This is a genomic window from bacterium, from assembly GCA_023228325.1.
Classification (GTDB): domain Bacteria; phylum Auribacterota; class UBA6266; order UBA6266; family UBA6266; genus UBA6266.
The window spans coordinates 1,258,988-1,274,559 of sequence record JALOBK010000001.1 but is presented as its reverse complement, the minus strand read 5'-3'; the positions used below and the strand labels follow the sequence as shown (position 1 = coordinate 1,274,559).

Annotated in this window: 12 protein-coding genes; 5 read left to right on the top strand and 7 right to left on the bottom strand. The window is 43.4% G+C overall.

Annotated elements, in window-relative coordinates; genetic code table 11:
- Window positions 1-43: 43 nt before the first annotated feature.
- From M0R36_06140 to deoC, 7 genes are all read right to left on the bottom strand, one after another.
- Entirely contained in the window at window positions 44-2,458 is a 2,415-nt protein-coding gene (locus M0R36_06140; GenBank protein ID MCK9555376.1) for a tetratricopeptide repeat protein, read from the bottom strand.
- 64 nt (window positions 2,459-2,522) lie between these two features.
- On the bottom strand, window positions 2,523-3,314 hold the full coding sequence (locus M0R36_06135; GenBank protein ID MCK9555375.1) for a lipoate--protein ligase family protein: 792 nt from the start codon (window positions 3,312-3,314) through the stop codon (window positions 2,523-2,525).
- A gap of 200 nt (window positions 3,315-3,514) precedes the next feature.
- Window positions 3,515-4,987, bottom strand: a complete 1,473-nt coding sequence (gene gcvPB / locus M0R36_06130) for an aminomethyl-transferring glycine dehydrogenase subunit GcvPB (protein MCK9555374.1) — start codon at window positions 4,985-4,987, stop codon at window positions 3,515-3,517.
- Window positions 4,988-5,073: 86 nt separating this feature from the next.
- Window positions 5,074-6,399, bottom strand: coding sequence for an aminomethyl-transferring glycine dehydrogenase subunit GcvPA (gene gcvPA / locus M0R36_06125; GenBank protein MCK9555373.1), 1,326 nt, complete (start codon window positions 6,397-6,399; stop codon window positions 5,074-5,076).
- Between the two features lie 6 nt (window positions 6,400-6,405).
- Window positions 6,406-6,789: a glycine cleavage system protein GcvH gene (gene gcvH, locus M0R36_06120; protein MCK9555372.1), complete on the bottom strand. Its 384-nt coding sequence runs from the start codon at window positions 6,787-6,789 to the stop codon at window positions 6,406-6,408.
- Window positions 6,790-6,820: 31 nt separating this feature from the next.
- Window positions 6,821-7,930: a glycine cleavage system aminomethyltransferase GcvT gene (gene gcvT, locus M0R36_06115; GenBank protein ID MCK9555371.1), complete on the bottom strand. Its 1,110-nt coding sequence runs from the start codon at window positions 7,928-7,930 to the stop codon at window positions 6,821-6,823.
- Window positions 7,931-8,596 (bottom strand): deoxyribose-phosphate aldolase, encoded by a 666-nt coding sequence (deoC, locus tag M0R36_06110; protein ID MCK9555370.1) that lies wholly within the window; start codon window positions 8,594-8,596, stop codon window positions 7,931-7,933.
- A 371-nt stretch (window positions 8,597-8,967) separates the two neighbouring features.
- Here deoC and M0R36_06105 point away from each other — a divergent pair, with 371 nt between their 5' ends.
- From M0R36_06105 to M0R36_06085, 5 genes are read left to right on the top strand one after another with little or no spacing between them, the layout of a single operon-like run.
- Window positions 8,968-9,627 (top strand): hypothetical protein, encoded by a 660-nt coding sequence (locus M0R36_06105; GenBank protein MCK9555369.1) that lies wholly within the window; start codon window positions 8,968-8,970, stop codon window positions 9,625-9,627.
- 52 nt (window positions 9,628-9,679) lie between these two features.
- Window positions 9,680-10,405: a CIA30 family protein gene (locus tag M0R36_06100; protein MCK9555368.1), complete on the top strand. Its 726-nt coding sequence runs from the start codon at window positions 9,680-9,682 to the stop codon at window positions 10,403-10,405.
- A 3-nt stretch (window positions 10,406-10,408) separates the two neighbouring features.
- The gene (locus M0R36_06095; protein MCK9555367.1) at window positions 10,409-11,602 is read left to right on the top strand and encodes a CIA30 family protein; all 1,194 of its coding nucleotides are present in this window, start codon (window positions 10,409-10,411) and stop codon (window positions 11,600-11,602) included.
- Between the two features lie 12 nt (window positions 11,603-11,614).
- Window positions 11,615-13,528, top strand: coding sequence for a CIA30 family protein (locus tag M0R36_06090; GenBank protein ID MCK9555366.1), 1,914 nt, complete (start codon window positions 11,615-11,617; stop codon window positions 13,526-13,528).
- 8 nt (window positions 13,529-13,536) lie between these two features.
- On the top strand, window positions 13,537-15,570 hold the full coding sequence (locus M0R36_06085; protein MCK9555365.1) for a hypothetical protein: 2,034 nt from the start codon (window positions 13,537-13,539) through the stop codon (window positions 15,568-15,570).
- Window positions 15,571-15,572 lie beyond the last annotated feature (2 nt).

Genomic DNA, 15,572 nt, shown 5'->3' with positions numbered 1-15,572 from the left:
CCTCTATTTACATTATTTGCCGGATAAATACATTATATTATGTTTACTGCGTTTTTAAAACTTTTATCCGGGCCCTGACATCCGCAGAATATTTCCCGTTCGGCTCAAGCCCGAGATATTTCTCATAATGATACAGCGCCAGGTCATTATTATATTTTTTTAAATCATATATCTGCGCCAGCCCCAGATGGACAACCGGATTTTCCGGGTCCAGTGTCAGCGCTTTTTTAAAGTAACTGATTGCTGTATCATACTCGCCCGCCTCTTTTAAAATAAATCCCATATTTACATACGCTTTTTCAAACCGCGGATCGGATTTTATGGCATTTTTATAAGAATCCGCCGCAAGAGGCAGGTTATTTTTCCTGCGGTAAAGTATGGCGAGATTATAATGCGCCACGGTAAAAGTGGGGTCTATTTGAATCGCTTTTTTATACTCTTCGATGGCTCGGTCATAATTCGCCTGATTCGTACAGGTCACGGCAAGATTGTAATGCTGCGCGGCGCTTTCGTCAACGGTCAGCATCTTTTTTCTGTATGAATCTTTTTCTTCTTTCGCTTTTTCATAATCCGCCACAAATGCTTTTGCTTTCCGGGAGTGCCCGGCAGAAGGAAATTTATCGGCATACAGTTTAAAGTACTTATAGGCGGATTCTGTATCTTTACCTTTGGCCCGGTATGCTTCGGCCAGTTCATAAATTATTTCGGAAAGCGAAGGGTCGTATTCTATTATTTTGCCGGCTATTTCTTCCGCCCGAATCAGGTCGCCTTTATTTATTAATTGCCTGCATCCTGACGCAAGGGCCCCCGCAGTTAATTTCTTTAATTCCGGTTTTCGGGAAAGAGAATAAGCTTTTTCAAATTCGCCGGCCGCTCCGGAAAAATCTTTTTCCGCCAAAAGTATTTCCCCTTTCAATATATGGATATTTTCCCCGGCGGCGCCGTTGCCTTTAAGGTATTCCAGCATTTTTTCCGCGCCTTTTATATCCCCCGAAGCAAGCTTTATTTTCGCGCTCCGGCTCGCGGCGTCATTTTTCTCCTGCTTCAAATTCAATCCGGGATTAAGTTCCTCGGCCTTTTCAAAATTACTTATAGCTTCAGTATATTTCTTTTCCTGCGCGAAATTCGAACCTATTTCCCTGTATATATCCGCCGCCTCATCCTTTCTGCCCGATTTCAAAAGCAAAGCCGCCGCGGCCTCCGGATTTCCGGCATTCCTCTCCGCGGCGATAATCCCCTCAATGCTGTTTTTATCCGACGGGTTGATTTCCAAAGCCCGGACAAAATATTCCTTCGCCTCCCCGTAATTGCCCGCTTTCAGGCAGACAACACCCAGAGATGAAATTAAATCGGCGGAATCAGGTTCCAGCATCAATGCGGATTTATACGCTTCGGCGGATTTATCATAATCGCCCGATTTATAATATTCTGCGGCTTTTTTCCTGGTTTCAGCGAGTTCCCGCTCTTTTGACTTAACGCTTCTATGTTCTTCAGCCGGCGCGGCTCCCGCTTTTTCCGGTTCGATTTTTTCGGGAGTTATTTCCGGCTCTTTTCCCTTCTTTCTCAGGTGTTTGACCCGCCGCATGATCTCCGCGGCGTCGCCGCTTTTATAATTCATTTCAAGATACTGTTCAAAATACGCCAGGGCTTTATCATTGTCATGCAGGCTGTCCTGATACAGCAAACCCAATTCCCTGTAAGGGTCAGGGTAGCGCGGGTTATCTTTAATGCTCTTCTGAAATTCGGAAACTGCGGCTTTTATATCCCCAACCTCACGCGCGGAAATCCCTCTTTTATAATATAACTCCGCTGTATCAATTTTTCTTCCGCCGGTTTTGGATTTTAAAAGTTCAGCGTATTTGATTGCATCCTCCGATTTTTCGCCCGAAGGATTAATCTCCAGGTACCTCGCGAAATAATCAAGCGCCATATCATTATCTTTTACCTTTGTAAGATATACGGCGCCAAGGTTGTAATAAGCCGGGGAAAAACCGCTGTCATTTTCCTGCGATTTTCTTAAATAATATATCCCTTCCTTAATATACCCTTTTTCCACCATAAGCAAGCCGAGATTATTATACGCATCGGAGTAACCGGGCCTTATGGTTATCGCATTCTTGTATTCGGTTATGGCGCTGTCGTCGTTGCCGAGCATCTGATACGCGTAAGCGAGATTGTAATGCGCTTCCGCTATGCCGGGGTCTATATCTATTACAGAAATAAACTCCGAAACAGCCTTGTTGTAATCTCCCATCTTCAGGCATATAATCCCCAGCTTTAACTTGTATTTTGTCGAGGAAGCGGTTTGGGGATTTTCTTTGGATTTTTCCCGGTAATATTTATACGCCTGTTCTATCTTACCTGGGCTGGCGGGTTTCTGCCCGGATTTTGAACAGCCGGCAAGGCTGAAAAGGAACGTATAAAAAATCGCTGATAAAATATATTTATTAACCGGCATAACAGCACTCCCGAAAAACTCAATGATATATAATAATATTTTTAATAAATATACCAAACAAAAATCAATGCAGGTATTTCCATTTGTCCGAAGAATATTTATCAAAATTCAACTGTTCCGCATCTTTCCGTTCCGCGGCGCTCAAATATCCGCGCTCAAATTTCAAATCAAACTCATCTTCAAAAGACTTAGCCATCGAGGATGTTATTTCTTCCCTCGGCGGAAAGCCCGACGGTATATCAATGCCGCGCGCGCAGCGGTTATTTTTCCCGCCCTTCAGGATCTTAGCGCTTTCTTCCGGCGCGCCGTATAACATAATATATCCCTGATGCACCAGTATATTTGACAGCCTCCTCTGCGCGCTCCCGGCTATTTTGATATCATCAACCAAAAGGTCATATCTGGAATGTTTCACAAAACAGAAGCCGCGCCGCCTGTCGGTCACGCCCGGGTTTAACACGCATAATTCGGCATTTATACCGAGAAAACCCAATGCATTCTTCACAGAACGGTGAAGTATCTCATATGTGGACATAACATCATTCCTCACGCCGAAAAAACCTATATCCGTAATGACGGAATATGTCAAATCCCCGAAGTGCAGGACAACACCGCCGCCTGTCATCCTTCTTGAAAAACTTATATTATTACTTTTGCAATACTCTATATCTATTTCCTGTCCGGGATTCTGGAAATATCCGTAGGTCAACGCAGGCGACGACCACCTGTAAAGCCTCAGAACCGGAAGCGACACGCCTCCGGCTATCGATAAAGCCAGCGCTTCGTCAACCGCCATATTCTCTCCGGCGTTCCTGGGTTCGTCGTCCAAAAGCCGCCAGATTCTACTTTTATCCATAACCTTATTCTTCTATTTTTATTATTTGCTTTTCAACCACAGATAAACACCATTTAATACAGATAGACTTAAAGACATTTTTATTAAATACTTATTTGTTTTTATTTTTTTATTTATTATATGCTCTTACTTCTTTATCTGTGTGAATCTGTATTATCTGTGGTTAAAATATTTTTCTTTTTTTTGTTGGCTTTTTATTTTTATTCTAAGTTTTGTGTTTTAAAATCCCACTTTACATCCGGAAATCTGGCCGCTTTGAATTCATCAAGCCTCTTCACGCTCATATTGACCGGCGCATCTTTCAAAGACCCGGGATTCTGTTCCGCCTCTTTCCGGATTTGAACCATTTCATCGACAAAAGAATCCAGCGTGGATTTGCTCTCGGTTTCAGTCGGTTCAACCATTATGGATTCTTCCACTATCAAAGGGAAATATACCGTCGGAGGGTGTATTCCCCTGTCTATAAGAGCTTTCGCGATATCTATCGCATGGACTCCTTTTGAGGCCAGGTCTTTAACGGAAATCACAAATTCATGCATACAGGCCCTGTTAAAAGGAATATTATAATGCTCTCCCAGTTTTTTCCTCAGATAATTGGCGTTTAACACTGAAGTCTCACCCGTTTTTTTCAAGCCGTCATCTCCCAGCGCCGTTATATAAGCGAAAGCTTTCAGGATAACGCCTGTGTTTCCCCAAAAAGCCTTAATCATGCCTATGCTGTCAGGGCGGTTAAAATCAAACGTCAGGATATCATCCTCTCTCCTGATAACAGGAACCGGAAGAAACGGTTCCAGTTTCTTTTTCACCCCGACAGGGCCCGAACCCGGTCCGCCTCCGCCGTGAGGCGTTGAGAAAGTTTTGTGGAGATTAAGATGTACAACGTCAAAACCCATATCACCGGGACGGCATAATCCGAGCAGCGGGTTTAGGTTAGCTCCGTCATAATACAGGAGAGCTCCTTTTTCATGGACCATCCCGGCAATCTCAAGTATTTTATCTTCAAAAAGTCCCAGAGTGTTCGGGTTTGTCATCATTAAAGCGGCAACCTCGCCATCAAGAGCGTTTCTGAGTTCGTTCAAATCAATCCGGCCGTCCCTGTCTGATTTTATCGAAGCAATCCTGTATCCCGCCATCGCGGCGCTGGACGGATTGGTGCCGTGAGAAGAATCGGGCACAATAATCTTTTTTCGCTTGTTGCCCTGTTTGTCATGGAAAGCCCTGATCAGCATAAGGCCGAGCAATTCGCCGTGCGCGCCCGCCGAAGGATGCAGGCAAAACTCATCCATACCCGTTATTGCACAAAGTAATTTTTCCATCTCTTTCAGCAAAGACATATACCCCTGCACCTTTTTACACGGGAAAAGAGGATGTACATCTTTGAACCCTTCATAAGCGCATATCTGCTCATTAATTTTGGGGTTGTATTTCATCGTGCAGGATCCAAGAGGGTAGAAATTGCCGTCAACACTGAAATTCTTCGACGCAAGATTGGTATAATGCCTTACGATATCAAGCTCGGATATCTCAGGAAATTCAAGCGAAGACCTTAAGAATCCTGCCGGAATATAATCGGCCGGCTTATTACCTTTTGCAGCAGGTTCAGGCAGTGAAAACGCTTTTCTCCCTTTAACGCTTTTCTCAAAAATCAAACCTGTACCGTTTTTCTTCGCCATTTAATATCCACCGTATCTTTGAGAATTAAAATATTCGAAACCAATCTTTCAAAATGTAAAATACGAAACCCGAAACTATTTTGAATTTACAGTTTTTTTACAACCTCAACATATTTATCCATATCGCTTTTGCTTTTTGTTTCTGTTACACAGCATAAAATACTGTTTCGCCCTTCTTCTTTAAGCTGTATGCCGGGTAATATACCTTCCTCTTCAAAAGCCTTAAAAACTTCTTCCGCGTCCTTCTTGAACTCAATCACAAATTCGTTGAAGAAAGGTTTTTTAAACTTCAAAACGGCTTTTCCCGTTTTTTCAACCCCCGCCGCAAGATAATGGCTGTTACATATATTAAGAGCCCCCACTTCTTTCATCCCTTCTTTTCCCATATACACCATATAAACCGCGGCTCTCAGCGCCATTAACGCCTGGTTCGAACATATATTGGATGTGGCTTTTTCCCTTCTTATATGCTGCTCTCTCGCCTGCAGTGTCATAACAAAACCTTCTTTGCCGTCCTTATCCAGTGTCCTGCCGATTATCCTGCCGGGCAGCCTTCTCATTAATTCCTTTTTCACGCCAATAAAACCCAGGTACGGTCCGCCGAAACACAGCGGGATACCCAGGCTCTGGCCTTCCCCGACAACAACATCCGCCCCGTTTTTTCCGGGAGCTTCAAGGATGCCCAAGGATAAGGGATTCGCAATAGCGATTGATAACGCCTTCTTATCGTGGATGTAATCCGACAAGGCTTTCACATCTTCGATACAGCCGAAGAAATTCGGCGACTGGAATATGAAAGAAATTAATTTGCCGGATATCTGTTTTTCAATCCGGCTGACGTCCGTTATCCCTTCAGTGTGTTCCACAATTTCAATATTGCAGGGCGAAGATTTCAGATAAGTCTCTATTACTTTCCGGTACATGGGGTTTACGGCGGATGATACGGCTACGGTGCCCTCATCACATTTATTGACGCTTATTAACGCCGCTTCCGCGGCGGCGGTCGCCCCGTCATAAAGGGATGCATTCGAAACATCCGTTCCGGTAAGTTCACATATCATGCTCTGGTACTCATAAATAGACTGCAGGATCCCCTGGCTTGCCTCAGGCTGGTAAGGCGTATATGCGGTATAAAATTCCGGTTTGGAACATATATCATCTATAACGGCAGGTATAAAATGTTCATAAGCCCCGCCGCCAATATATGACTTTAAGTCTTTGACGGAAAAATTCATGCCCGCAAATTTTTCAAGGGCTTCTCTCATCTCCGGTTCGGATATTCCTTCAGCAATCCCGTAGCTCTTTATGCGGATTTTTTCAGGAATATTTGGATATAAGTCTTTCACGGAAGATATTTCCAGCGACTCAAACATCTGCCGGATGTCTTCCCGTCCGTGAGGTGTATAATCCATGGAAGTTTAATCCTCTGAAATCTTATTTTGATAAACTGAGGAATCCATCAGTTTTTCAAGTTCTGACATATCTTTAATCTGGATTTCGAATATCCATCCCTTATCATAAGGGTCTGAATTTATAAAAGAAGGGTCCTTATCAAGCAGACTGTTAACCTTTACTATCTTACCGGATATGGGGGTATAGACATCCGCCGCCGTCTTCACCGATTCAATAACAGCCGCTTCGCTGTTGGCTTCCAATTCCGCTCCAGCTTTCGGTAATTCGACGAATACAATATCTCCGAGTTTATCCTGGGCGTAATCCGTAATGCCGACCGTTCCGATATTATCTTTAACCTTTATCCATTCATGCGAAACCGTATACTTCAGATCTCCCGGAATACTCACTTTGTCCCTCCTTTTTATTGAATAGTCCCTATTAACTGACTTTATCTCTCTTTATCGAACCTTTGGTGTAAAAAGGTTTTTTCACTATTTCAGCTCTTATCATCTTCCCTCTTATAGATATATCTATAGGGGAACCTGCCTGAGACATTTCTGCGGGGACATACCCCATGCCTATACCCCTGTCCAGGACCGGAGACAATGCGCCGCTTGTCACATACCCGACCTTATCGCCGCCGGAAAAAATATCGTAATGAGGCCTGGGAACAGCTCTTTCAGCCGTTTCAAACCCTATAAGCCTGCGCGCGGTTGCTCCGTTTACGTGTGATTTTAACGCTTCTTTCCCGATAAAATCCTTTTCCATATCAACAACCCACGACAGGCCCGCCTCAACAGGATTTGTCTTTTCATCTATCTCATTTCCATAAAGAGGGTATCCGACCTCTATTCTTAAAGTATCTCTTGCCCCGAGTCCAATTGGTTTCAAACCGTATTTTTTCCCGGCGGTATTCAATGTAGCCCAGAGGCTGAATGCATAATCAACCGGAAAAAATATTTCAAAGCCGTCTTCCCCCGTATATCCTGTCCTTGCAATAACACATTCTATACCGCGGCACATCTGCCGGATAAATTCAAAATAACCAAGGTTGCCGACGTTAAAACCGACATTTAAAAGTATTTTTTCGGAAGCAGGCCCCTGAACCGCCAGCAGAGCCGTCCTGGATGACTTATCCATTAACCTGACATCGGGTATCAGTTCTTTTCTGAGCCAGGCAAAAACCTTATCCGCATTGGAAGCATTTACCACAAACATATATTCGTCCTTTTTGAAGCGGTATACGATAACATCGTCGACTATTCCGCCCGTTTTGAAACACATTACGGTATAAAAGGCTTTTCCGTCGGTAAGCTTCGCGGTATTATTTGTGACCAGCTTTTGCACATATTCTTCCGCTCTTTGCCCTGTCACGATAATTTCTCCCATATGACTAAGATCAAAGAGCCCGGCTTTCTTCCTTACAGTCAAATGCTCGTCTATAATACCGGAATACTGTATCGGCATAAGCCATCCGGCAAAGGGAACCATTTTTGCCCCGAGGTTTATATGGACTTCATTAAGCGGAGATTTTTTCAAAGACTGCACTTAACAGGCTCCTCCTTTTTTCCCGATTTTACGCATGATGTCCGCTCCCGCGCTGCTGCCGATTCTATCCGCGCCGGCGCTTATCAAATCCAGGGCTTCTTCATAATTCCTGATGCCGCCGGCGGCCTTTATTTTTATCTTCCCGTCCGCAGCTTTTCTGATCAATCTGATATCCGGCTGAGTTGCCCCGCCGTTTCCGAAACCTGTTGAGGTTTTAATAAAAGAAGCGCCCGCCTTTACAGCAAGTTTTACGACTGTTATCTTTTCTTTTTTTGTAAGGGAACAGGCTTCTATTATAACCTTAACCGGTCTTTTCCCGGCGTGTGTTACGACTGACCTTATATCATCATACAATGTTTTCATATCCCCGGATTTCAGGGCTCCTATATTAATGACCATATCCAGCTCATCAGCCCCGTCCCCGGCCGCAATCACGGCTTCCAGAGTTTTGACTTCGGTTTTATTCGCTCCCAGAGGGAAACCCACCGTCGCGCATATTTTTACACCTGAGTTTTTAAGAAATTTTTTGCAGTCTTTGACCCAAAAAGGGTTTACGCACACAGAAAAAAATCCGTACTTTTTAGCCTCATTGCACAAATTTTTTACATCGCTTATGCAGGCATCAGCCCTGAGAAGTGTATGTTCCAAATAACGGGAAAGGTCCATAAAGTTCCAATTTTAACCGGTAATTAAGTAATAATAAATAATTAAAGAATACTCTTAAATAATATATCCGCGGTGAAAAGACAAGAAAAAAATTTTCATTTTCACTATTTTTTACTCCTCTATACTTTGGTATCAGCGCAGAATACCCGTGTTTTTTTGTTTCAACGTAAAAAATATGAAATAGTGGCTTGACAAACCCTTGAAAAAGTATTATATTAAGTTAGTTTCATATTAAAACAAACGCTCTTTATTTTTTGCTTATTATCGTTCCATACTGAAACTATGTTTGTCCCGCTCATTATGAAATCTGCTGTTAAAAGTTTCTTTAACGGCAGTCTTAAATAAGGTAAACTTTTACAGGAGGTGTAAGAATGAAAACAATGGCCTTTCATCTGATTGCAGTAATCTTTCTTTTCTCGCTATTCGGCTCCTGCTTCCCGCTGAGCGCGATAGCAGAAGAAACAGAAGAAATTTCCGTGGAAGCGCTTGTGGTTGATGACATGGAAAAAAACACAAACTCGCTGGGAGGAAGATGTTCCGTATATGTCAGGGCCCCCTCTCGCATTATGTTTTCAAAGGCCCCGGACACAGGATACGCGAAAAACGATCAGCCGACCAAGGGATTAAAAATTTCTTATGACAAGCAAGCCGAAGGCGGACCTTACGGAAACGGCGGCTGGTGCGGATATTACACTCTTGTTCATATAGGCAAAAACTACCTTGACGCATCGGGTTATAAGAAACTTACTTTTCAGATCAAGGGCGAGAAAGGCGGAGAAAACTTTAAACTCGGGATAGCCGACCAGCAGGGAGAGATGATAGATGACTCTACAAAAACAGACTGCATTACAGCCTATCTCCCCGAAGGCGCCGTCACGACCGAATGGCAGAAAGTTGAAATTCCGCTTGAAGAAGTCTTTGTTGACTGGGGTATGCTTCACTCAATATCCTTCTGCTTTGAAACTGACTGCTATGAAGAAGGCGGGCAGCAGGGAAAAATATATATAGATGACATACAATTTGAAAAATAATCCGCATATTAAAAGCGCTCCCGGTGCTTTAAGGGAGCGCTTTTTCATGCCTATGAAAAAACCGGTATTTTTAATAATTATTTCTATCCAATTTTTACTCCGGCCGTACAGCGTAATGGCTGAAAGCGAAAAACCTGTATTCGTAAAATCCGAAGACCCCGGTGAAACACCGGCCAAAGAACTTCCGAAAGAACCTTTTAAAAAATACGGCGATGTTTTTCTGATAGCGAATTTCGAAAACACATCCGGCCTGAAGAAAACAAAAATGTCATGTTATGAACAGCCTCCGTCCAAAGCCCAGTTCAAACTTGAAAAACTGGAATCGGGGGAAGAAAACATCAACAGGATAGTGAAGATCAGATATTTTAAAGCAAAAGAGGGCGGGCCCTTCGGCAAAGGAGGCTGGTGCGGCTGGTATGTGCTGATTAAAAGAGGCAACAGGTATTTTGACGCTTCCGAATACGGATTTTTAACCTTCAGGATAAAAGGAGACGCCGGAGACGAAAACATGGTGGTGGGACTGAGAGACAAGACATGGGATAAGTACCAGGGGGACAGCCTGAAATCCCGATCCATCGGTTATTATCTCACCGAAGGAAAGATAACCGATAAATGGCAAAAAGCCATAATCCCCCTTTCAGATTTTCCGGAAATCGACCTAAGCGAACTTTCCGGTATATATTTGTGTTTTGAAGGCTACTTATTTGCCGATGACAAGCCTTCAAAAGGCATTATAGCAATTGATGATATCCAACTTGAAACACAACCTTACATATAAAAAATGAAAAAAATATTATTTATTATCTTTCTTCTTTTTGCCGGAGGAAATTGCTCCGCGGATATTTCGCAGGCGGCATTACCGCCGCGGAAAATTTCTATTTCAAACATATCCAAAAACTTCTCTAAAACAAACAGGGAAAAACCGAAAGGAATCAGCAGGAAAACCGAAAGACCGGTACTTGAAGACCAGGCTCAGGATTACACATATTATGATATATCATTCAGAATAACAAACCGCGCGGATGAAGACATCAAAGATAAAATAACCGTTATAACCCGTTTCTTCGATAAAGCGGGCGGCGGTAATTATATAAAGCCCCTGAGATCGGATTGGGCCGAAAAAAGGGAAATCCCGGGTTTGGAGAAAAAGGAAAAAGCAGTTTTATTCGCCAGCCATTGTTACAACGATATAGAATTGGAAAATTACCTCAAGGAAAACAAGCTGTCTCTTGAATTCGGCGGCTTTACAATAAGCATATATCTGAACGGAGAACTTGAGGATGAATTTGCTCATCCGGCAGAACTTCTGCAAATATTCCCCTCCCCGCAAAAACAAAAAAGTTTAACTTCTTATAAAAATCCCGCAGAAACTGAACCGGAAACAGAAAAAAAAGAAACCGGAGTTAAAGTAATACATGATTTTTCAAGTGAAAAAACAAAAATGAAAGGGGTATCGGGCTCTTACCAGAATTCTCCTTCCAGGACGACCTGCCTGATAAATTCTTCCGCAGCTTACAACAAGGGCACAGGCAAAGGCCTTGAAATATGGTATGACAAGAAAAATGAAGGCGGGAAATTCGGAAAAGGCGGGTTCTGCGGATATTTTATGCTTCTGACAAAACACCCGAAATCAGAAAACAGGAATATCACCGACATAAAATTTTTCGACGCTTCAAAATACAAATATATCACATTCAGGGTAAAAGCGTACGCGGGAGATGAAAACTTTAAAATCGGCATTGCGGACCAGATGCACGCTGTAAATGACGATTCATATAAATCCAATGATGTCACTGATTACACAGACAGTGGAAGCATCGGACGGGACTGGCAGAAAGTAAAAATCCCCCTGAGCGATTTTTTTGTGGATACCCAGGCATTATACGCGGTGTCTATATGCTTCGAAGGAAGCTGCTTCCCTGACGGAGTATCCAGTGGAAAAATTCTGATAGATGAGATACAATTTGAAAAATAAAAAGGGTTGAAAATGAAAAAACTATTTTTCCTCGCCGCTTTACTTATTTTAAATGTCGCTTTAACATATGCTTCCGATGATGTCTTGAGGATATGGAACTTCGATAACGGCAACACTACCGATTTCGGCGGCCATTTCAACCAGTTCGCAAACCAGGAGTCCTCCGCTTCCAACTATCTCAGCGATGAAACATACAGGGGGAAAGGCGGAAGGTCACTCGAAATAACCGCGGAAAAGACTTCCGGAGGATTTTGCGGAACATGGGTGCATTTTTTTAATGTAAAGGAAAAACCCGAGAACAGGAAGTATCTCGACGCGTCAGACTACAAATATATATCTTTCCGGGTAAAAGGCGAACAGGGCGGGGAAAATTTCACAGTCCAGATGGCCGATGCTTCATGGGTCCAAAAAGAAGATTCCGTCCCGGCCCGGCCGCTCAAAACATACATCCCTGAAGGCGTCACCGCCGAATGGCAGGAGGTTGTCATTCCCCTTTCGGATTTTACCGGGCTTGACACGACGGAGCTCGGAGGTATAACCTTTAACTTCACATCCGAAGGAAAGTATAAAATATATATAGATGATATTTACCTGAAGAAAAACAAAGATGAACCAACCCCGGAAACAGCAAAGCAAAATGAAACATTCAAGCCGAAAAACCTGAGAAGGGCAATGTGGGTCTGGGATTCATACTCCCTGCTGACCGACAGCGCAAAAAGGCGGGAATTCTTTGAATTCTGCGAAAAGTATAAAATAAACGATATTTTTCTCCAGCTGCAGTATAAAACAGATGATTCGGACCCGGAGAATATCGTGACAGAAGTCACTATGATTGATGAATTCAGGGGTTTTATCGCCGAATCCCATGACAACGGCCTTTTTATCCAGGCCCTTGAAGGATATCCTGACTGGGTGATTAAACCAATGCACAAGTATTCCCTGTCGATGATAAAATCGGTGATAGATTACAACAAGAAAGTTTCGCCTGAAGAAAGATTTGACGGCATCCACCTCGATAATGAGCCCTATCTCCTTGTGGGTTTCATCAACCCCGAATACAGGAAGCAGATACTGTCGGAATTTATAGAGCTGAATGATAAAGCAAGCAGGATGGTACATGAAAACTCCGATATGGTCTACGGCATAGACATCCCCTACTGGTTTGAGGAGAAAGACGAGGAATTCAACGCGGCCGGCTCCTGCGAATATAACGGGACAGAGAAACCGGCGAGCTGCCATATAATAGATCTCGTGGATAATATCGGAATTATGGACTACCGCGATTTCGCTTACGGAGCCGACGGGATGATCGCCCACGCGGTTGACGAGATCAAATATGCCGACCAAAAAGGCAAAAAGGTATATATAGGAATTGAGACCTTCAGATACCCCCTTATAACAGTAAAAATGGTATGCGGGTTCGAAAAGGAAGAATTTATGGCCCGCCTGAATAAAGAGCTTAAGGAACTGCGCGACATAAGCAGAATGTGCGGAGCCAGTTTCCGGCTTCAGGTCCTTTCAACCGGAAATTATATCCACGCGGGGCTTGAAGTCCCGCAGGGTATGGACAAAGAAAAACAGAAACATTTTGACGAAGCGCTTCTCAAGCTTGCAAGATGGATAGGCAGAGATGTTTCCGACACGGATATAGATGACCTCGTGTTTGACGCCGAATACGCTATCTCCAAAAACCCCGAGTGGGACGGTTTGGCTGAAATAGAGATATCTTCGCCTGATGGCAAGGAGAAATACCCGGGGTTTGAGACCACTCTCATCATGCTGCCGAAAATCACATTCGACGACAAGACAAAAGCAGAAATGGAGAGGGAGCTCACGGCAGTGGAAAAGCATTTTTCCGAAAATGAAAGCTTTTTCGGTTTCGCCATACATTATTATGCGACATACAAAAACATGCCGGACAAATAAGGTAAACTATGAAAAAAACAACCCGACTGCCGATGTTTTTCTTTGTACTGGCCGTTTTTCTTTCCGCAGTGTCTTTTTCCTTCTCTGTTACTTTCACCAAAGACAGTAACTTTATTTATGTGGACGGCGAGAAAACAATCATAAAAGGGATAACTTATTCTCCTTTTTACCCGGGCGAGACACACTCCGACGTGCCTAAAAAAGCGGACATCGGAAAAGACATGAAATTAATAAAAGAGCTTGGCGCAAACACGATACTCCTGTACTGGCTGAGAGATGAGCGCATTTATAAAGAAGCGAAAAAACAGGGTTTGTACATTATTCAGGGTGTAACAGTCGAGAACAACCCCCGGGATTTTCAAGATGAAAACTTTAAGAAACAAATCAAAAAAAGAATCCGGTATCTCACAGACACAATACATAATTATAACGGCAGCGATTATTCCGACATCATACTCGCGTACTGGGTCGGTGGGGAATTTGATGAAGGCGCGGTAAACACAACAAACAGGATACACGCGGACTCCATGCCTTATAAAGGAACATATGTAAGCGCCCCGGATGACGCCAACGCGACGGAATCTTTTCTGGCCGAGACAGCCGATTATCTGAAATCCCATGTACGGGAAAATTACAACAGGGATGCGATGGTAAGCCACATCAACTGGCCTGTTACGGACAATCTGATTGAAACCCCTTTCCTTGACATCGCTTTATTTGACGTCTATTCCTACTGGCCTGAAAAAGTATACTCCCATCCCAAGGGAAAAACAACCCGGACGGCATATCAGGGTTATATAGAAGGATTAAAAAAAAATTATGGCAAAATGCCTTTGATAATAAGCGAATTCGGCTATGCGACCGCTCCGGAAAACCCGACCGAATCAGGCAATTCGGAATCTATGCAGGCCGTATACCTGCTGAACAGGTGGACCGATATTATTACGGCAGAACCGCCTCTTGCGGGAGGGCTGGTGTTCGAATGGAGCGATGAATGGTACAAGCAGAGCAAGGCCGCAAAACCCGTCCCCGCCGCGAAAGATAAACTTTACCACGAAAAAGATGATTATGAAGAATGGTTCGGCATAATCTCGATAGACGGGAACAGCTTCAAAGACTACGATGTCAGGCCCAAACCCGCATATTACTCGGTAAAATGGATGTATTCGGATGATTTCGACCCCGTACAATATATGTTCAAATCCCGGATAAGAAAAGACACTTTCGACAACCGCCAGTCCGACCTCGGAATTTTCATATCCGATTCGGAATACCTGTTCAAAAACCCGAAAGCCGTCGAAGAATTCTTCAGTTTCATCGAAAACGAAAAAACAAAAGAAAATAAGTTTACAAATATATTCATTAACCTCGATGAATGGGGCAGGATACTTAAAAAAGAAGACACCAAACTGAAAGAGTTCATAGAACAGTGCCACAAAAAAGGCTGCAAAGTCCACTATTTCGATTCAGGAGAACATACGAGGCTGAATTCGGAATTCGCGAAGCGCCTGCTGGGGCGCCTTTCTTCATATAACTCCGATGTCGGCGCCAAAGAGCGTTTTGACGGGGTGATAATAGATTATTACAACAAGGCGCAGGCGCAATCCGGAAAAAACGATTTCCTCGAAGGACTTAACCGCGACTTCATAGACATAACCAGAGAGATCTCAAACGATATCTACGAAAAAAAGACCCCCATCTCGTTCGGCGCCATGATTCCGCCTGACATAACAGAGGATTTCGCGGAAGAACTCGGTAAAAACTGCGATTATCTTCTGGTAAAATATACAGGAAGCGAAAAAGATATTTTTACACGCTTGGAACGCATATCGGATATCGTATGCCGATATAATAACAGGATAATGCTAAGCATAGACGCGGACAGGTGCGAAGACATATTAGATAAGATACCCGAAGATATTTACAGGAATTATGTCTTTTCGGGAATAGCAATCGACGATTACGTAACTCTTGCTTCCCCCAAATATATAAACACAACTTTCGGCAGAAGAAAATACAGCCCCGGAAGGACAAGGCGTTAATA